This is a genomic window from Leclercia sp. UBA5958 (assembly GCF_002430365.1).
Classification (GTDB): domain Bacteria; phylum Pseudomonadota; class Gammaproteobacteria; order Enterobacterales; family Enterobacteriaceae; genus Enterobacter; species Enterobacter pneumoniae.
Genome location: NZ_DJCE01000001.1, coordinates 439,346 through 457,260, shown reverse-complemented (window position 1 = coordinate 457,260; position 17,915 = coordinate 439,346). Strand labels below are relative to the sequence as shown.

General features: G+C 54.1%; 20 protein-coding genes. 8 read left to right on the top strand and 12 right to left on the bottom strand.

Annotated features, from left to right (window positions below; translation table 11 throughout):
• Positions 1–58 precede the first annotated feature (58 nt).
• From B2Q93_RS02305 to B2Q93_RS02295, 3 genes are all read right to left on the bottom strand, one after another.
• Positions 59–385: a YebG family protein gene (locus tag B2Q93_RS02305; protein WP_040075693.1), complete on the bottom strand. Its 327-nt coding sequence runs from the start codon at positions 383–385 to the stop codon at positions 59–61.
• 103 nt (positions 386–488) lie between these two features.
• Positions 489–848 carry a DUF4440 domain-containing protein gene (locus tag B2Q93_RS02300; protein ID WP_212476105.1) on the bottom strand — a complete coding sequence of 120 codons (360 nt, stop codon included), beginning with the start codon at positions 846–848 and terminating at the stop codon, positions 489–491.
• A gap of 63 nt (positions 849–911) precedes the next feature.
• The gene (locus B2Q93_RS02295) at positions 912–1,805 is read right to left on the bottom strand and encodes a siderophore-interacting protein (RefSeq protein WP_286931703.1); all 894 of its coding nucleotides are present in this window, start codon (positions 1,803–1,805) and stop codon (positions 912–914) included.
• 156 nt (positions 1,806–1,961) lie between these two features.
• On the opposite strand from B2Q93_RS02295, the gene B2Q93_RS02290 reads away from it, so the two are divergent.
• Positions 1,962–2,333, top strand: a complete 372-nt coding sequence (locus B2Q93_RS02290) for a cupin domain-containing protein (protein ID WP_212476112.1) — start codon at positions 1,962–1,964, stop codon at positions 2,331–2,333.
• 32 nt (positions 2,334–2,365) lie between these two features.
• Here B2Q93_RS02290 and ampC read toward each other — a convergent pair whose 3' ends face one another.
• The 5 genes from ampC to B2Q93_RS02265 form a co-directional block, all read right to left on the bottom strand.
• The gene (ampC, locus tag B2Q93_RS02285) at positions 2,366–3,508 is read right to left on the bottom strand and encodes a class C beta-lactamase (RefSeq protein ID WP_286931702.1); all 1,143 of its coding nucleotides are present in this window, start codon (positions 3,506–3,508) and stop codon (positions 2,366–2,368) included.
• Positions 3,509–3,746: 238 nt separating this feature from the next.
• Entirely contained in the window at positions 3,747–5,081 is a 1,335-nt protein-coding gene (locus B2Q93_RS02280) for a type II toxin-antitoxin system HipA family toxin (protein WP_286931701.1), read from the bottom strand.
• Positions 5,081–5,350 carry a type II toxin-antitoxin system antitoxin HipB gene (hipB, locus tag B2Q93_RS02275; protein ID WP_046885646.1) on the bottom strand — a complete coding sequence of 90 codons (270 nt, stop codon included), beginning with the start codon at positions 5,348–5,350 and terminating at the stop codon, positions 5,081–5,083. The genes B2Q93_RS02280 and hipB overlap by 1 nt, the downstream gene beginning before the upstream one ends.
• A 129-nt stretch (positions 5,351–5,479) precedes the next feature.
• Positions 5,480–7,669: a TonB-dependent siderophore receptor gene (locus tag B2Q93_RS02270; RefSeq protein ID WP_286931700.1), complete on the bottom strand. Its 2,190-nt coding sequence runs from the start codon at positions 7,667–7,669 to the stop codon at positions 5,480–5,482.
• 265 nt (positions 7,670–7,934) lie between these two features.
• On the bottom strand, positions 7,935–8,822 hold the full coding sequence (locus tag B2Q93_RS02265) for a LysR family transcriptional regulator (protein WP_286808940.1): 888 nt from the start codon (positions 8,820–8,822) through the stop codon (positions 7,935–7,937).
• A gap of 120 nt (positions 8,823–8,942) precedes the next feature.
• On the opposite strand from B2Q93_RS02265, the gene B2Q93_RS02260 reads away from it, so the two are divergent.
• Positions 8,943–10,040 carry an NADH:flavin oxidoreductase gene (locus B2Q93_RS02260; RefSeq protein WP_286781986.1) on the top strand — a complete coding sequence of 366 codons (1,098 nt, stop codon included), beginning with the start codon at positions 8,943–8,945 and terminating at the stop codon, positions 10,038–10,040.
• A gap of 33 nt (positions 10,041–10,073) precedes the next feature.
• Here B2Q93_RS02260 and B2Q93_RS02255 read toward each other — a convergent pair whose 3' ends face one another.
• Positions 10,074–10,409 carry a hypothetical protein gene (locus tag B2Q93_RS02255; RefSeq protein WP_286931699.1) on the bottom strand — a complete coding sequence of 112 codons (336 nt, stop codon included), beginning with the start codon at positions 10,407–10,409 and terminating at the stop codon, positions 10,074–10,076.
• Positions 10,410–10,575: 166 nt separating this feature from the next.
• Here B2Q93_RS02255 and B2Q93_RS02250 point away from each other — a divergent pair, with 166 nt between their 5' ends.
• The 3 genes from B2Q93_RS02250 (at position 10,576) to B2Q93_RS02240 (ending at position 12,658) form a co-directional block, all read left to right on the top strand.
• Positions 10,576–11,724 carry a PD-(D/E)XK nuclease family protein gene (locus B2Q93_RS02250; RefSeq protein WP_286808938.1) on the top strand — a complete coding sequence of 383 codons (1,149 nt, stop codon included), beginning with the start codon at positions 10,576–10,578 and terminating at the stop codon, positions 11,722–11,724.
• Between the two features lie 188 nt (positions 11,725–11,912).
• Positions 11,913–12,179, top strand: coding sequence for a DUF1778 domain-containing protein (locus B2Q93_RS02245; protein WP_046885640.1), 267 nt, complete (start codon positions 11,913–11,915; stop codon positions 12,177–12,179).
• Entirely contained in the window at positions 12,167–12,658 is a 492-nt protein-coding gene (locus B2Q93_RS02240; RefSeq protein WP_286808937.1) for a GNAT family N-acetyltransferase, read from the top strand. The genes B2Q93_RS02245 and B2Q93_RS02240 overlap by 13 nt, the downstream gene beginning before the upstream one ends.
• Positions 12,659–12,724: 66 nt before the next feature.
• Here B2Q93_RS02240 and B2Q93_RS02235 read toward each other — a convergent pair whose 3' ends face one another.
• A complete protein-coding gene (locus B2Q93_RS02235) occupies positions 12,725–13,480 on the bottom strand; it encodes a DeoR/GlpR family DNA-binding transcription regulator (RefSeq protein ID WP_286931698.1) in 756 nt (251 codons plus the stop codon).
• Between the two features lie 87 nt (positions 13,481–13,567).
• Here B2Q93_RS02235 and B2Q93_RS02230 point away from each other — a divergent pair, with 87 nt between their 5' ends.
• From B2Q93_RS02230 to tam, 3 genes are all read left to right on the top strand, one after another.
• The gene (locus B2Q93_RS02230; protein WP_040075708.1) at positions 13,568–14,152 is read left to right on the top strand and encodes a GDP-mannose pyrophosphatase; all 585 of its coding nucleotides are present in this window, start codon (positions 13,568–13,570) and stop codon (positions 14,150–14,152) included.
• A 7-nt stretch (positions 14,153–14,159) separates the two neighbouring features.
• A complete protein-coding gene (locus tag B2Q93_RS02225; protein ID WP_212476130.1) occupies positions 14,160–14,522 on the top strand; it encodes a DUF4406 domain-containing protein in 363 nt (120 codons plus the stop codon).
• 73 nt (positions 14,523–14,595) lie between these two features.
• The gene (tam, locus tag B2Q93_RS02220; protein ID WP_286781975.1) at positions 14,596–15,354 is read left to right on the top strand and encodes a trans-aconitate 2-methyltransferase; all 759 of its coding nucleotides are present in this window, start codon (positions 14,596–14,598) and stop codon (positions 15,352–15,354) included.
• A 6-nt stretch (positions 15,355–15,360) separates the two neighbouring features.
• Here tam and ompC read toward each other — a convergent pair whose 3' ends face one another.
• Together ompC and B2Q93_RS02210 are read right to left on the bottom strand one after the other, a co-directional pair.
• On the bottom strand, positions 15,361–16,482 hold the full coding sequence (gene ompC / locus B2Q93_RS02215) for a porin OmpC (RefSeq protein WP_286781973.1): 1,122 nt from the start codon (positions 16,480–16,482) through the stop codon (positions 15,361–15,363).
• Positions 16,483–16,709: 227 nt separating this feature from the next.
• Positions 16,710–17,900 (bottom strand): cytochrome c biogenesis protein/redoxin, encoded by a 1,191-nt coding sequence (locus B2Q93_RS02210; RefSeq protein ID WP_286781971.1) that lies wholly within the window; start codon positions 17,898–17,900, stop codon positions 16,710–16,712.
• Positions 17,901–17,915 lie beyond the last annotated feature (15 nt).

Below are 17,915 nucleotides of genomic sequence, written 5' to 3'. Positions count from 1 at the left end.
AAGCCGCAAGCGGTTTCCCACTTACGGCGTCGTTATTAGCGATGAGATACTCTGGCGATCAGGCTGCTTTCACTGCCCTGATTTTCTTACTGCCGGCCACATCAGACTCTGCGGTCTCATCTGGCGTTGCGCTTGCGGCATCATTTGATTCAGGGAGCTTACTGGTACGCAGAATATGCTGCACGGCCTCTTTCTGCTCGGCGAGATACAGACCCAGATTTTCAGCCTGTGTTTCATCCATCTGCATATCGCTTTGCAGCAGCCAGTCGGTGAACGCATCTGCCATATCAAGCAGTTTGTCGTAAGCGTCCGCCTCTTTCTTACTGGCAAATGTCATTTTCTCTTCACCTTTTCTTACGACTACAAATTTTGTTTCAACAGCCATTTCATGCCTCCTACTGTATTTATATACAGTATAACAGTTCCGGAATGGTGTTGCAGCCGGAATGTTGTTTATTTGTACTCCCCAGGCCAACCCCGCTGGCGCGCTATGCGCCATCAGCTTCTGGTGTCCCCTGGTGAAACCTTAGCTGCCATTGCCCATCATCACCGCATATCCAGCATGATGTGCGAAGAGCGCGTCTGCTGCCATCGGGGCTGAAGGTTCGGTAATGCAATAGAGCGACATTCTCTTTTAAGGAGATCAGCTGGAAATCGCTACTTTGAATCAGCGTGGTGGCGTCTTCATGCGTCAGCGATTCAATGGTTTCTGAGCGGCTAACCCATATACCGGAACGTGTAATCTCCCTGAACTCATGATGAAGGATCTTTTCCAGCCATTCGCCATCCTTTCGCCGGACGTTATGAAGTGAACATTCAAGCTCTGTTAATTGTTCAAGAAGTGTCACTGCGGCCAACCTCGCAGACGGATTAATTCCTGGGCCTATTCAACCACATAAGAGGCCGCACCGCTACGCACGGCGACCACGCGCCCAGTAAGCCAAAAAGCTGATCGTCTCTTTCGACACGTTGCGTTCACCAATAAGGTAACGTCGCAGATGTTTAACCGTCGTAGATTCTGCTGCTACCCAACCGTGGAAGCGGTTATCACTTTCGGCGCGATCCCACAGTAACTCGCCCTCTTCTTCTTCTTGCACTTCCTGGCAGCGGGTCAGTGCATAGTCAGGCAACATCACATGCTGTTTTACCGCCTGGAGTAGCGCCTCGCCGTAGCTGGCACCGGTCAGTTCACGCACTAACCAGTGCACTTCTGCAAAAGGCCAGGCGCTGAGATCACTACAATCGCCCTGCTTCGGCACTTCAAGGAATAGCTGAATCTGAGGCGGCGTATCGCGATGGGCCAGCTGTTCCAGAATACCCTTCACTGCGGGCAACGCCGTTTCGTCCGCAATAATCAGCCCCCGTTCGGCTTCTGGATGGGGATTCCACTCGTACCCACCGCTATCTTCTGGATAATCACGGTTTGGCGCCACTATCTGCAGCGCATCGCCCGGCTGTGCGCCCATCGCCCAGGCAGATGCCGGGCCATCAGTCCCGTGCATGACAAACTCTACCTCCGCTTCCCCGGCCTCAACATCGACGCGACGCAGGGTATAAGTGCGCAGTACAGGACGACGATCTTCAGGCAGTGCCTTCGTCTGTTCCCACCAGGAACCGTCGGACGTTAACGCCGCCGGGGTGCCATTCAGCGACGGGAAAAGCAGCTTAATACGCTGATCTGGCGCATCGATTTTCATATGACGCACCTCGTCACCCCTAAACACGCAGCGCAGCATCGAGGGGGAAAGCCTCTCTTTTCGCGCCAGCACAACGTTGAATAAGCGATAACTTTGCACAGCCGACATAACACCGCCTTACAGCCATAACGAACAGTTAGAGAGACCGATAGTAGCAAACGGAAATGATAATGAGAATGCTTATTACCGCCCCGAAACGGGTGAGGAAATTCAGGATCGAAAGACTATCCTTTAGGGAGGCATGACTAAAAAAGGCGTTCCTCTATGACGGATAAAGCTCAGAAGCTCGATGCTGGCGCATGGTTATCCCTGCCAGATCTTAAAAACGGCAATTTCGACGGTACGGTGTTTGGTACTCAGGTTTCTGTCCTGCGCTATACCCAGGAAGCGTATGGCGCCGGGCCATCACTGCACGTCCACACCTACCCGGAAATCTTTGTCATCCTTAGCGGAACGGCGCTGTTTAAAATCGGCGAAGAGGTTATTGAAGCGCAAAGCGGCGACGTACTCTTCGGCCCGGCCAACGTGCCGCATAAGTTTAAGAATACCGGTTCCAGTCCCCTGGAGACTCTGGATATCCATCTAAGTGAAAAGTGGACTCAGGAAGACCTGCCGGATGACGATCCCGACTGGTAGGTCTGTTGGCCTGCCGAAGCAGGCCCTGCGGCTTACTGTAAGGCGTCAAGAATGCGGTACGCGGCCCGAATACGCACAGGATTCGGGTAGTTTTTATTGGCCAGCATCACGATACCGATCTCCTTTTCCGGGATAAAGGCGATATAGCTACCAAATCCGCCGGTAGCGCCAGTTTTGTGCACCCAAAAGGCGCTCACGGGCGGTGTCGGCGGCGTGATTTTCTCTACGCTCTGCGGCGACAGCGCGTAGGTATTGGCGCTGCCCTCCTCCAGCGTGCGTTCGCTGACCGGCCAGTCAAGCATCTCCCAGCCCAGCCCCTGATACATTGCGCCTGCTTGCCAGTAGCGTGACTGGGCTAGCGTCATGCCTTGTTTAAGCGACTGCACTTTTATTTCAGCGGGCTGCATATTGGCCTGTAGCCATGCCGCCATATCGACAATGGTGGTTTTCACGCCGTAAGCCTCGGCATCCAGCATGCCCGGCGACACATGAACAGGTTTTCCGTCGCGATAGCCCCAGGCGTAGTGCTGTTCTTCGCTCGGTGGAACCTGAAGCCAGGTATGATTTAACTGCAGAGGTTTAAGTACCCGGTCACCCAGCGCCTTCTCAAAACTTAAACGTGACGGTGTCACGGCAAGTGCACCGAAAAGGCCAATACTGCTGTTAGCATAGAGGCGTTTCGTACCCGGTGCCCACTGGGGCTGCCATTGCTGATAGAAATTTGCAAGCGATGTCCGATCGGTAACATCGTCCGGCACCTGCAGGGGTAAGCCCCCTGCGGTATAGGTGGCCAGATGCAGCAGCGTGATCCCTTCCCACTGTTTGCCCGACAGTGCGGACCAATACCGGCTGGCGGGATCGTCCAGGGCTACCTCTCCCCGCGCCACCGCCTCGCCGCCCAGCACGCCGGTAAAGGTTTTGCTTACCGAACCCAGTTCAAACAGGGTTTGCCGATCGACCTCTTTGTTACCCGCGACATCGGCCAGCCCCCAGGTGAAATAGTAAGGTTTTCCCTGATAAATCACCGCAACGGCCATACCCGGTATCGCCTCTTCTTTCATCAGCGCGGTGATGACCGGCGTGACCACGTCGGCAATATTTGTGGCGCTGGTAGTAGCTGCCAGAGAGGAGCCAGACAGTAAAACCAACAGAGAACAGAGGGCGATTTTCTTCATTGCGGTTATCTTCTTCAGGGGCGATCGCTTCATCATCGCGTTAAGTAAAATGACTTCTGAATAAACAGAAATAGCACGGCAGAGAGAGGGATTTTTCATTGTCTGCCCCGCGCATTATAAGCCTAAAATCAGGTACTTTCGTGCCACCAGCCCGGTAATGCTTCATACCTGAACAGACTCTCTGCAGGTGAAGAGAATCTGAGGTTAACCTGCAGGCTTATCCCCGCTAAGGGATAATTCAGTATTTATCCCCTGTAAGGGATAATCCATTTACCAGACGTTGATGCAGTCGCAGCACCCCGGCGGTAATGGTTTTAGCTACCCTGCTGGAGAAACCAGCCGGAAGCGCATCGTTCACGCGACGCAGCGCATCAGGAACTTGTTGGGCGAAGGTTTGCATGATCCTCTCCATCTCGCTTTGCGCAAACCCCACTTCTTTTGCCAGCGCATAAAAATGACGCGGATAAATACGATCGATAGCGTTCTTTCGCCCTCTGGAAGCCTTGAGCCCCATCGCCAGCTTCAGGTCGCTGATGTGCAGACCCGCCCCGCCGAGCAGCGGATAAGCTGAAAGAATGTCGTAAAACGGGGTTAGACGGTAACTGCCGCCAGGCTGGATGAACACCGAGAAGTTTTTGGCGTGCCCGTCCGTCGCGGCCAGAAGCCACTGAAAAAGCTGGAACTGCATAAAATGATAGCGATCCTGCAGAGCTTCACTCGATCCCAGCAAAAACGACATAATCGGCAAAATACCGGGCCCGCCGTCGGATTCATACTTCACCGAAGAGGGTAAACCAAAGGCCTGACACATATCCTCCTGCGGCAATCGCAGCAACATAGTGCGATCGGCGTTCCAGCGGCGGTCAAAACGTTCCACCGCCAGCGCCCGAATCTGCCCGGCGGTAATAATGGTGGCGTCAGGAACCGACAGACCCAGCGCCCTGGCAAAGGCCAGACAGAAATATTCGTTATCCACGCTGTCGCGAAGATCAAGGGTGGCATTGGGCTGTCTGATCTCCCCGATGGGCAGCTTAATAATATGGTTGGTGGGGGTTATTCCCTTCGGAATGCACCACGCGTCGTTAATCTGTAACAGCGCCGTCTTTTCCTGGGCACCCGCCACTGAAATACGAAAATCGTTCTCGTCTTTAATCATGCCAAGCGGAATATCGGCCTGATAAGCTGAGAGCACCTTTTCGAGTCGGGGTTCATCCAGCGCCTCCCAGCGCATGATCGGGGCAGAGATGATCGCATCCGGGGGCAGCAAGGTCACGGCACCGACGCTGTCGCGGCCCACTTCCGCCAGCAGATCGAAGGGCTGTTTTGAGCGCGCCTGATAACGTTTAACAATGCGATCCCGCACGACAGCGCTATCCGGCAACAGGTTGTCAAAGAAATTGAAGACCGCATCAGAGGTGAGCGTGCCGGTCTGCAAGGGAAGCGACAGCGAGATGGGCCTGGCGTGGCGGTTATAGAGCCACTCACGATCATATTTAAAGGTATGCGCGCCGTTAGGGAGCTTGGTTAGCTCACCAACTCGCTCATTGTTCATCCACGTCACGAGCTTAGGCATTACCACTCTACATCCTGCTGCTGAATAGAGGTGCTATCCTCGACCGTTTCACCCTTGTCATATAGCACCATCGTTAACTCCAGCGCCTGTAATAGCTTGAAGAAAGTGGTCAGGGTGATGTTGTCGGGGTTGTTTTCGAAATTCGACACCGTGGCTTGCTTGATACCAATCTTTCGGGCCAGTTCACTCTGGGTCCAGTTATTCTTCTGACGCGTTAATTTCAGGTAATTTGCCAGCTGCACGGGGCTGTAGATCATGGGTGGTTTCATATCACTCTCAGGGTGGCGGTGAATATCCCCTACAAGGGATACAGACAGGTTTATCCCTTATCGGGGATAAAGTCAAGCCACTGCTGGCCCGGAGGGGCCAGCGGAAGGTGAAAGCACATAGATGACGAGTTAAAACAGAACGGAGTAGTTCAGGCCGAAGGTTCTGCCACGCCCTTTATAGGTATAGAGGCCGGCATCGCCGTAGGTCGGGCTATAGAGGCCCGGCGCGCGCTGCCCCCACGTGGTGGTGTAATCTTTATCAAGCAGGTTTTCGACGCTGAAGCTCAGCTTACCCAGCGGAAGTTCGTAGCTGCCCAGTAAGTCGACCGTGTTATAGCCGTCGATCTTTTTACCGGCTTCGTCCGACACGTCAAACGTCTGTGTGCTCTGCACACGCAGGCTTAAGGGACCCGGCGCCCATGTAAGCCACGCGCTCACTTTCGACGGGCTGGCGCTATCGACGGTCAGCTTCTGCCACTGCCCATCCACCTGCGTTTCTGATTTGATGGCGTTGAAATTGGTACCGGTACTCCATGCGCTGTCCGGGAAGAAGTAGTCAACCTGCCCTTCAATGCCATAGATCCGGCGCTTGTCGTCCTCAATATTAATGGTCATATCCGTCTTATTAATATTGATCGTTTTGTCAGAGAGCGAGTAATAGGCCGCAATCTGCGTACGCAGGTTATCGCCGTTATAACGCCACCCCAGTTCGTAGGCGTTGACTTTAATACCATCGAGTCTGGAGTCGTTGACGTTCACGCTATCGATCAGACGATAATGACCGTCCACCAGCTGATAAAGGCCAGAGCCGTAATACTTCGCCAGATCGGGAATTTCGAATCCCTGAGAGAAGTTGAACCACACCTGTTGGCGTTCCGTCACACGCCCCAGAATACCGGCGTTAAACAGCAGGTTGTTATAGCTGGTCTCTCCTCCAGGTACGGCATCGGCAGAGAGTGCATCCCCCCGGGCAATGGCCTGCTGTTGGTTATACCCCACAAAGTCATCAACTTTGTTTTTTGTGTACTGATAGCGCACGCCGCCGCTGAGCGTAATGGCACGAATGTCGTAGCTGGATTGCAGGAACGGCGCCAGGTTGGTAATGCTGTAGCTCGGATAACGCCCCACCCGGTATGCATTCTGCAGATCCATCCCCCCGCTCTGCGCGGCCTTCGTCAGGTCGAAGAACTGCTGATTAGCATCAAAGGTCTCATGGTCAGCGTCCACCCCATACGTCAGGGTCAGGTCGTCGACGGGTTGACTGTTGAGCGTCAGTTTGCCGCCCCAGTAATCGGTATTCTGCTGAGAGGCGCCAATGCTCCCCACGCTGCCGCCCGCAAGCGTCGGGAAAGGATAAAAAGTCAGTTTTTCGTCACGGTAGTAGATCTGCGCAACCAGATCCTGGCCCAGAAAATCGGTATTGGAGTACTGGAGGTTGATCAAATGCCGCTCGGTGCCTGGCAGACGATCGGCGTCGAGGTTGCCCGAGTTATAGGCTTTACCTTGCCCGGTAACGGCAGAGAAGTTCTCTCCAAGATGGAGACCGTGTTTACCGTCCGACTCACTTTTGTAGTACTGGGTCGTGAGCTGAATCTGCTGATGATCGTCAATATCCAGCGTACCGGTGCCCATCACGTCAAGACGGTCTGAATACTGCAGCCCCGTCTGGGTATTATCAATAATAACTTCGTCACCGTGGCCATCGTACCAGCCACCATAGCGCTGATACGCCACAGAGAGTCGACCGGAAGCGCGGTCTGTGCCACCGCTTACCGCGGCCGCCACGTTTTCATCATGATCGTTATGGCTGTTAAATCCGCTTTTTATCCCCGTCTGCAATTCAACTTCTTTCTCCGACTGCCCTTTTTTCGTGACAATGTTAATCAGGCCGCCGGTACTTCCGCCGCCGTACAGCGCTGTGGCCCCCGAGATAACCTCAATACGTGAGACATTAAATGGATCGATCGCGTCAAGCTGTCGGCTGTCACTGCGCGAAGAGTTAAGCCGAACCCCGTCAACCATCACCATCATGGAACGACCGCGCATATTCATGCCGTAATTCGTTCGTCCCTGGCTACTGACATCCATACCGGGAATTAACTGGGCAAGAACCTCTTTCAGCTCTTTCCCGCCCTGTACCTGCTGCTCAATCTCAGACTGTTCAATTACCCAGGTGGTTTGTGCCATTTCCGCCACGCTACGGTGCGAACGGCTGGCCGAGACAACGAGCTCGTCCTCTTCGGCGGCGGCCGCCCAGGCTGGGGTGGATAAAAGTGCAAGCAGGCAAGGATTAAGAGCCCATAAAAAGTGACGCTGCATGGGTGTAACGTTTCCTGTAGGTGGAGGTTAAACGTAACGCAGGCCGTACGATGAAGCTTTATCGTGCAAAAACAGGGGGTAAGAATCGTATTCAGCCTGCGGGCTTTGTTCGAAACGATTCTCGTTATGATATTTATTTTTGTTACTTAAACAATGCGGAATGTAATAATTTATTAACAGAAAGGCAGCAAGTATTTCTTTAACGGCTTGATTATTTGGAACAACATCCACTCCCTACCTTTTTTTGCCCATTCATTAAACAGGGTTAATCTCTGGCTGGAGAGGTTAATGACGATTTAAGGGTATCGATAAAGGTGGTCACCCGCAGCGGAAGGAAACGTGTGGTGGGCAGTACCGCCCAGATGGAGAGCGACTGCGGACGCACATCCGCCAGAACGATCTCGACCAGCGTGCCGTCGTTGAGCTCCTTTAATACATCCCAGCGGGTCAACTGTACCAACCCCAACCCCTGTACGCAGAGTTCGCGCACCCCTTCTACGTTATCGGAGCTGAAACGCCCTTCTACGGCGGCGCTGATGATCTCGCCATCACGCTCAAATACCCATTGCGGCACGCTGGTCAGACGTAAGCAGTTATGTTCCGCCAGGTCGGCCAGGGTTTGGGGATGACCGAAGGCGTGCAGATACGCCGGCGAGGCGCAGACAATGCGGGGGTTATCACAAATCTTACGTGCAATCAGGTTCGAGTCTTTCAGCGGAGCAATTCGGATCGCCACATCAATACCCCTGCCGACAATATCCACCACGTCTTCGCCGAGCTGCAGATCAATATTGAGCTTCGGATTCGCCGCAAGTAACCCGGGCACCAGCGGCAATATATTACGCCGACCAAAGCCGGTGGGCGCCGTGATCCGTAACAGTCCGGAAGCCCCCTGCGTGGTGGGTGAAAAGAGCGCTTTCGCCCCCGTTTCGGCATCCACCAGCGCCCGGGCATAGGGCAAAAACTCCATCCCTTCCTGGGTTAACGACACCGAGCGGGTTGTGCGTTGCAGCAGCCGGGTGCCCAGCTCCTGTTCCAGAGAGGCCAGCCTGCGTGAGACGGCCATCGGCGTGACATCCAACCGCTTCGCAGCCTGCGTCAGGCTACGGGTTTCGGTGATCGCCAGAAACAGCGAGACATCCTGAAGATTCATAACAACTCCAACATGGCGATTATAACGATAAATGATATACAGCCTTATCATTTTGCCCGGTTTATAGCGTATTCGTCAGTGATTATAGTGCGTAAAAGAGTTAAAACTGACAGGACTTTTATGAACAGCTCCCCCCTTCTTATCCCTGGCCGCATTGGGCATGTCGCGCTAAAAAACCGCCTGGTGGTGGCCCCCATGACACGCGTCACCGCAACCGTCGATGGGCATGCCACGGAAAGGATGAAGTCGTACTATCAGGATTTTGCGCGCGGCGGCTTCGGGCTGGTGATCTCCGAGGGGATCTATATCGATCGGGCATGGTCACAAACCTATGCCTTCCAGGCGGGGCTAACCAGCCCGCAGCAGGCGGCCGCCTGGCGTAGCGTCACCGACGCCGTGCACCGTCAGCAGGGTAAAATCTTCGCGCAGATCCAGCATGCGGGCGCCCTCTCACAGGGAAACCACTATCTGAGCGGTACCGTGGCCCCGTCGGCTATTCGCCCGGTCGGTCAACAGATGGCCTTCTACCGGGGGGAAGGTGAATACCCTGTTCCACGCGCACTCAATGAAGCCGAAATCGGCGCGATTATCGACAGCTTCTCAGATGCCGCCAGCTACGCCGTGAACGTTGCCGGATTTGATGGCGTGGAGATCCACGGCGCTAACGGGTATCTTCTCGATCAGTTCTTCACCGACTATACCAATACGCGTAACGACCGCTGGGGTGGCGATATCGCCGGACGGTTGCGTCTGAGCCTGGACGTGATCGCGTCGGTACGTGCTCGTGTAGGCGCAGATGTGGTTGTCGGCATACGTCTCTCTCAGGGCAAGGTTAACGACTTTTTCCATAAATGGGCTAATGGTGAAGAGGATGCGCGCACCGTGTTTACGTTGCTGGCGCACTCGGGCATTGATTACCTGCATCTCACCGAGCACGAGGCCTGGCAGCCGGCCTTCCCGGACAACCCGCTCTCGCTGGTGGAACTGGCGCGTAAATACGCCCCACAGTTGACGCTAATGGCGAACGGCAGTTTGCATGATAAGGCGCGAGCGGAAGAAGTCATGGGAATGGGGGCTGATTTTATCTCCCTGGGCCGGGGTGCCCTGGCCAATCATGACTGGCCAAACCGTATTGCCGCGGGGACGACTCCGCGTGATTTTGATAACGCGATTCTTTCACCCATTGCGGATATTAAAGAGAGCGAGCTGGTGGTCTGATAACACCCCGCGCAGCCCGGATTCTGTCCGGGCTCAGATCTTCAGTTCGGGTACCAGCGCATCTTTGCGCTTCATGCACGCAGTCCAGGCATTGCCCGGCGTCCCGTTATCCAGCACCGGTGATGAACGGGAATCCACCGTACGCGGCGGCAATCCATCCCCCATATCATAATCCACGGTCGTTGCTATGCTGTCGGCCGTTTGCCCCTCGGTGGAGAGCTCCATCGTGTGTGCTTTCACCTCTTCCGAGCAGACGCGGGCCGCCTCTTTGATTTGCTGATACTTCTGCTCCTGCGGGGTCAGTGGGCTGCTGGAGCAGCCACCCAACAGCAGGCAAGCGAGCGACACAATACGTATTGTTTTGATCATCATGCACTCCAGTAACCCCAGTCATTACTCTCTGAATAATAGGCCATGGCGTGCCGATACGCCTGAAAGGCCCAAAACCCACCAAACTTCAGGGTTAATTCGCGCATTGCCTGGCGCCTGTGTCCGGTAGGATCACCGGACTGTAAGCCATAGAAAAGACTGGAAAATGAGTGACCTGAGCACCGATTTTTTGCAGCAGCTGGATTCTCTGCCGCCAGAGGCCGTTCCGGAAGTGAATTTCTTTACCGCAGGCGGTTCGGGATATCTGGAGAATCCCACCTCGGATCTGCTGGCATTGTTTATGGGGGAAAACGCGGGGGTACCGCCCTGGTTGTTAAACGCATTGCTACATTGCCTGAACATCGGCAACGAGGGCGACGCGCTGGATACCACGTCCCTTGAGGTCAGCCGGGAGGTCATAACAGAAGACGGCAAGTTTCTCGATCTGCTGATCTATCATCAGGATTTTATTATCGGCATTGAGCATAAAACCTTTTCCGCCATTAATAACCCTTTTGCAAGCTACCAGCAGTTGCTTGAAAGCTGTGTGGACAATGGGCAGCCAATCTATACCTGCATTGTGAAGCCAGACGCTAACCGCTGTCCGCCACAGGCAGGCTGGCCATTTATCAACTACTCCACGCTGGTAGACGCGGCCCGAAACCGTCTGGGACACGACCAGGCGCGCCTCCCTTTCAGCAAGTGGCATGTTTTCTACACCGAATTTTTAAACCATCTTTATGCGCTAAGTGGAAAGGAACCTGAGCAGATCATGAATAACGACAAGCAGACCTTCGTGACGGAAAACTTTCAGCAGTTACTGAAAGCCAACGCGTTATTAGCGGAGTTTGAGGCGGCGATGATTGAAACCGCTAAGCTGACGATGGCAGAGATCTTCCCCGATAAGAATTGTCGCCACCGGGTGAATAACTGGGAGGGCGATTACAAGGCGATTCATCTCTATCCGGAAGGCTGGGGAAATGAAACCAGCTGGGTGACGCTGGTCTACTATCCGGCGGAAAGTGGCCAGACCATGAAGTTCTACGTCAACGGAATAGTGAACGTGGCGGATTGTCCGGAGCTGGTCACCCTGCATCAGGCGATTGAGGAAAACAAACATTCGGCGCTGTTCCTCCCCGCCGCCAACAAAGACGATGCAGAGATCCTGTTGTCGCGCAGCGGCAAAGAGTTAACGATCTCCTTCGGCACGCCGAACGGTACGCTGGAGGAAGGCCGACAGCTATTGAAAGAGATGGCGCTGTTTATTGAGGGCGCGCTAAAAGAGAATGCGTTTGTCGTTGAACTGCCGCGCTAACCTTTTCCAGTAGAGTCAACGCAAAGCAGAAGTGACACCTTTTTGCCATTCAAAAGGTCATGCGTTAAATCGGGTTGCTGACAGAGTTAATTGCAGTGTCCAGGGTGAGCTTCGCGTAACGCCTGTATAGCGTTTGCTATACATCAGTGCTAAGCTGTGTATATCATTTGCTATACAAAGGAGGAAGTATGAAATCTGATGTTCAGCTTAATATCCGGGCAAAAGAAGCGCAGCGAGCCCTGATTGATGCTGCCGCTGAGATTCTCCATAAATCACGCACCGATTTTATCCTGGAGATGGCCTGCCAGGCAGCTGAGAACGTCATCCTTGACCGCCGGATGTTTAATCTTAACGATGAACAATATGCCGAATTTATCGATATGCTGGATGCCCCGGTGACAGCTAATCCGGCGATGGATAAACTCCTGGCGAGAAAACCGCAGTGGGAAAAGTAACGGCTCCAGTACCATTGAATTCGTCACATATTCTCGCTGAATTTCACTGTGGTGAAGCGGCACTGGACGAATGGATTAAGCACCGGGGGTTAAAAAATCAATCCATGGGAGCCGCAAGGACATTTGTGGTATGCCGGGGCAACGCGTCTCAGGTGGTTGGGTTCTATTCTCTCGCGACCGGTAGCGTCACCCATGCTGTTGCACCGGGAAGCCTGCGCAGGAATATGCCCGATCCGGTCCCCGTCATCATTCTGGCCCGGCTTGCCGTTGATGCGAGTTTTCACAGCAAAGGACTCGGCGCTGATTTACTTCATGACGCCGTCTTACGCTGCTGCCGGGTGGCTGAGAACATTGGCGTACGGGCCATTATGGTTCATGCTATTTCCGACCGCGCCAGGCAGTTTTACATCCATCACGGATTCATCCCTTCGCAAACGCAGGAGAGAACCTTATTCCTGCGATTGCCGATCATGACTTGAGTAATAAGGCTGTGAGCCTGGCTGACATTCGCCGGCCCCGCTTTTTTTGCTCTTCTCCGCGACTGATTAAGCACCTACAACGGTTATCCCTTTTGCGCGTATCGCCTTCACCCACGCGGCGTCGGTATCCGGCTCGACCACAAGGGTGTTGACCAGGGAGAGTGGACCGATCTGAAACGGCGAGGCGCTGTTAATCTTCTCTGGCGACGCCATCACCACCGTTTCGGCTGCTCTGCCGGAAAATGCACGTTTGATACACGCTTCTTCGTAATCACCGGTTGTCAGTCCCGCCTCGGGGTGGATACCGGTAACCCCCATAAAGAAGAGATCCGCCTGAATACGTTCTATACCCTCAATGGTGGCCGCGCCGACGGTGACAATCGAGTGTTTAAAGAGCCGACCGCCAATCAGGATCACCTCAATCAGCGGATGTTCAACCAGCGCCAGTGCAATGCCAGGGCTGTGCGTCACCACGGTGATAGCCAGATCGTCCGGCAGACCGCGCACCAGTTCACCGGTGGTCGTCCCGCCATCAATGAGCACCACCTGCCCGGCTGAAATCAGCGATGCCCCCTGCTGCGCCACCCGCTTTTTCGCATCGGTGCGCAACGTTTTTCGTTCAGCAAAATTGGCCACCGCGCCCGAAGCCGGCAACGCGCCGCCATGAACGCGTTGCAAGCGCCCTTCTGCCGCCAGTTCGCGCAGATCCCGGCGGATGGTGTCCTCAGAGACCGCGAATTCAAGGCTTAACGCGCCCGATAATACCTGCCCTTCGGCGTTGAGTTTCTCAAGGATGCGTTGTTTACGTTGACTGGTGAGCATCGGGTTATTCCTGAAGTTGCACGCTTTAACTTGATATTGCACGAATGTGCTGCTTATGATGGTCAGACTACCGAGGGAGAGTAAAACATGCAATCAAAACGTGCAGAAGTACGTATTATCGATACCACAATCCTGTCTGATGACTGGTATAGCCTGAAAAAGTACACCTTCGAACTGCAGCGTCATGACGGGGAGTGGCAACGGCAAAATCGCGAAGCTTACGATCGCGGTAACGGTGCCACCATCCTCCTTTATAACCGTGAAAAACGCACCCTAATCCTGACCCGCCAGTTCCGCTTTCCTGTCTTTCTCAACGGACATGACGGCTATCTCATCGAAACCGCCGCCGGTCTGCTGGACAACATGGACCCCGAAAGCCGCATCAAAGCCGAAGCCGAGGAAGAGACCGGCTATCGGGTCGCACGCCCACAAAAAGTGTTCGAAGCCTTTATGAGCCCGGGCTCGGTGACCGAAAAACTCTATTTCTATATTGCCGAATATCAGCCTCAGGATCGCACCGGCGACGGTGGGGGCATTAAAGACGAAGGCGAAGATATCGAGGTTCTGGAAATGCCGTTTGAGGCGGCGCTACGCGCCATTGATGACGGCCTGATTGTCGATGGCAAAACCATCATGCTGATTTACCATCTCGCCCTGAAGGGCATTTTGTGAGGAAATAATGTCTAAAAAATTGATTTTGATTGCCGGCCCCTATCGTAGTGGCACCGATGGCGACCCTGTCCGTATTGAGGCTAACCTGGCGAAACTGGAGGCCGCGGCGCTGGCGGTGTGGGAGCGTGGGCACATACCGCTGATCGGCGAGTGGCTGGCGCTGCCGCTGGCAAAAGCCGCCGGTTCGCAGCAGCTGGGAGATGAGATAAGCGAAGCGATGCTCTATCCGGTGGCGCACCGGTTAATTACCCGCTGTGATGCCCTCTATCGTATCGCCGGCGCATCGCGAGGGGCGGATCTGGATATTGAGGTCGCCCGGGAGCACGGTCTGACCGTTTATACCGAGCTTGACGCGATCCCGCAGGCATAATAAGGCGGACAGAACAGGAGTTCTGTCCGGATCATCTACACTTGCTGTGTTCATAAAAACAGGAGGCGCTACGATGGATGACTGGAACCCCACCTTATATCTGCACTATGGCTCGGAGCGTACCCGCCCGGCCATCGATCTGCTTTCCCGCGTAAACGTCGAAGCCGCTGATCAGATTGTCGATCTCGGCTGTGGCCCGGGCAACAGCACCGCCCTGCTGCATCAGCGCTGGCCCACGGCCCATATCACCGGGGTCGATAGCTCATCCGCGATGATTGCAGAAGCCAGCCGCACCCTGCCCGACTGTCACTTTCTGCAGGAAGATATGCGTCACTACCGCCCGGATCGCCCCCTGGATCTGATCTTTGCTAACGCCTCGTTACAGTGGGTACCCGACCACTACGATCTGCTGCCGAAACTGGTCTCGCTGTTAAAAATGAACGGCGTGCTGGCAGTACAGATGCCGGATAACTGGCAAGAGCCGACCCACGTCCTGATGCGCGAAGTGGCCTGGGAACAAGGTTACCCGGATCGGGGACGGGAAGCGTTACCGGGTGTGCATGCTTATCATGATATTTTGAGCGAAGCGGGATGTGACGTGACATTGTGGCGAACCACCTATTACCATCAGATGGCGTCGCACCAGGCGATTATAGACTGGGTGAGCGCCACGGGCTTACGCCCATGGCTACAGGAGCTGAATGAGAGCGAACAGAAAAATTATCTGCTCCGCTATCATCAGCTACTGGAAGAGCACTATCCGCTACAGGAGAACGGCCAGATATTGCTTGCCTATCCGCGCCTGTTTATTGTTGCCAGACGCGAACCCTGAGGTGAATCAGAATTGATACACCACGCCGACGGCGACCACGTCGTCGGTATTAATACCAGCTTCACGGGTAAACCGATCTTCATCAACCAGGTTAACCATATAATCTACAAATACGTTAATATTTTTGTTGAAGTTATAGGTCGCACCAAAATCGACATATTTAATCAGATCTTCGTCACCGTAGGTATTTCCGGATACCGCCCTGCCGAGATTTTTACCTTTTAATACATCATAAGCGACGAAAGGTTGCAGCCCAAAATCGAACAGATAACCGGCGTAGAATTCCATAATCTGTGATTTATTGGCGTAACCATAGGCACTGTCACTGGAGCGAGAACCAAATCGGGAGGCATTATAGGCCTGGGTAAACATCGCCGCTAAATAGACATTATTCGCATCATACTTAATGGCGCCAGAATACGCTTCGGCCCGTTTACCTCTACCCATAATACCGGCGGCGGTATTTTGTTCATTAGTACGGTCGGAACTCATCATCGAGCCCGCTACGCTAAAGCCCGCACCGATGTCGTACGTAACAGAGGCCCCGAAGCCGTCACCATTCTGGCGCAGTACGTCACGCACGCCCGGCTCCCCGCCGCCATCGTTTTTACCCTGATACTGCAGCGCAACGTTGAGCCCATCAACCAGACCGAAGAAGTCGGTGTTGCGGTAGGTCAGCACACCATTGGTACGGCTGAAAAGGAACTGATCGGAACCGTAGGTCATGCCATCGAACTCTGGCTGCATGTCGGTATAGGCCAGCGAATCATAGACCACGCCCTTATTACGGCCGTAATCAATAGAGCCATAATCGGCGAATTTCAGCCCCGCAAACGCATAACGGGTGCGCGGGTTATTGCTTTCGCCTTCGGATTTAGAAGCATCGATGTGCATCTGCCACTGGCCATACCCGGTAATCTGCTCGTTAACCTGAGTTTCACCGCGGAAACCCAGACGCATATAAGTCTGGTCGCCATCGTTATCACTGCTGTTAGAAAAATAATGCTCTGCGGAAACTAAACCATAAAGATCCAGTTTGTTGCCGTCTTTATTATAAATCTCTGCTGCGTGTGCGGTTGTGCAGAGCATGGCTGCGCTAATCAGCATGCTCAGTTGATTAATTTTCATTTTTTTATACCCTGATAATCTGCCACTTGCCAAAATACAACCTGAATAAGGTTGCAGGGCATTATTGTTATCACTCCTGTAAATGTATGTAAAACAGTAAAAGCATTAGCGCACGGATCGTTAATTTTTCTTGAAATAAATTCACGCGAAAAGCGCACATATGGATAATGTGCGCCGTCATGATATAAAACCGTAAATTAAAAAATCAGGGGTGTTTATTTAAACAATCAGGTTCTGGCCTCTTTAAGTAATTGCTGAATAACCTGCTCCTGTTTTGCATAATCTCCTTCACCAAACGCGGTGTAACGGAGTTGCCCTTTGGCATCAAAATAGTAGTGTGCGGGCCAGTATTGATTACCAAACGCCGTCCAGATTTTGTAGTTATTATCTGTAACGACGCGGTAAGGGAGTTGCCACTTCGCTACCGCCTTTTTCACCGAGTCGAGCGGTTTTTCCCAGGGGTACTCCGGGGTATGTACGCCAATGACTACCAGCCCCTGGTCACCATATTTTTTTGCCCACTCCCGGACATGCGGGAGCGTGTGCTGGCAGTTGATGCAGTCCCAGGTCCAGAAATCAATCAATACCACTTTGCCCTTTAACGACGCGGGCGTGACCGGCTCACCGTTAATCCATGCCGTGCCACCGCTGAGGGAAGGCATCGCGCTGGACGGGGCCGTATCTACCACCGGCTGTAACTTCGCCGGTCGTGTGATATCGGGAGCCCATTGTAACAGGCGCTGCTCGACCCGATCGGCCACGCCATTTGCCCCCTGTAACAAGCTGTTCATCCCGCTGGCGGTGAGTACTACGGTGCCCAGCATCATCACACCGGCGGTTTTGCGCAGCCCTTCCATCACTCCTCCGCTGGCTTTCAGGCGAGTTAACACCCGCTGACCACAAAAGGCCAACAGCGCCAGCATCACAGCGCAACCGCTGCCATAGGCTGCCAGAAGCGCTCCGGTGGTCAGGGCACTTTCACCCGCCAGTCCCAGACTGAGGATCGCCCCTAATATCGGCCCGGCGCAGGGTGACCACAGTAACCCTACCGCCATGCCTGCGAGCCCGGCGGAGACCAGTCCGCGCGTTTTATGGCTCTGGTCATTAAGCACATTTCCCAGCTTCAGCGCAGGGCCCGCCACGCGCAGGGCTACGCCCGGAAAAATCAGCGACACGGCGGCCATTGCCAGCACCGCAAGGGCCAGCCAGCGCCCCACCAGCGTCGCATCAATTACCCAGTCGCTGGCGACGGTGATAAGCCCGGCAACCAGGGTAAACATCATTACCATGCCAGCCAGCATGGCGGCTATCTGCCGGGGCTGGCCACGAAATCCGGCAAAGAGCAGCGGGATCACCGGCAGCGTGCAGGGGCTGAGCAGGCTCACCATGCCCCCAAAAAAAGCGATTAACAGCGTCATATCGACCTCACTAAG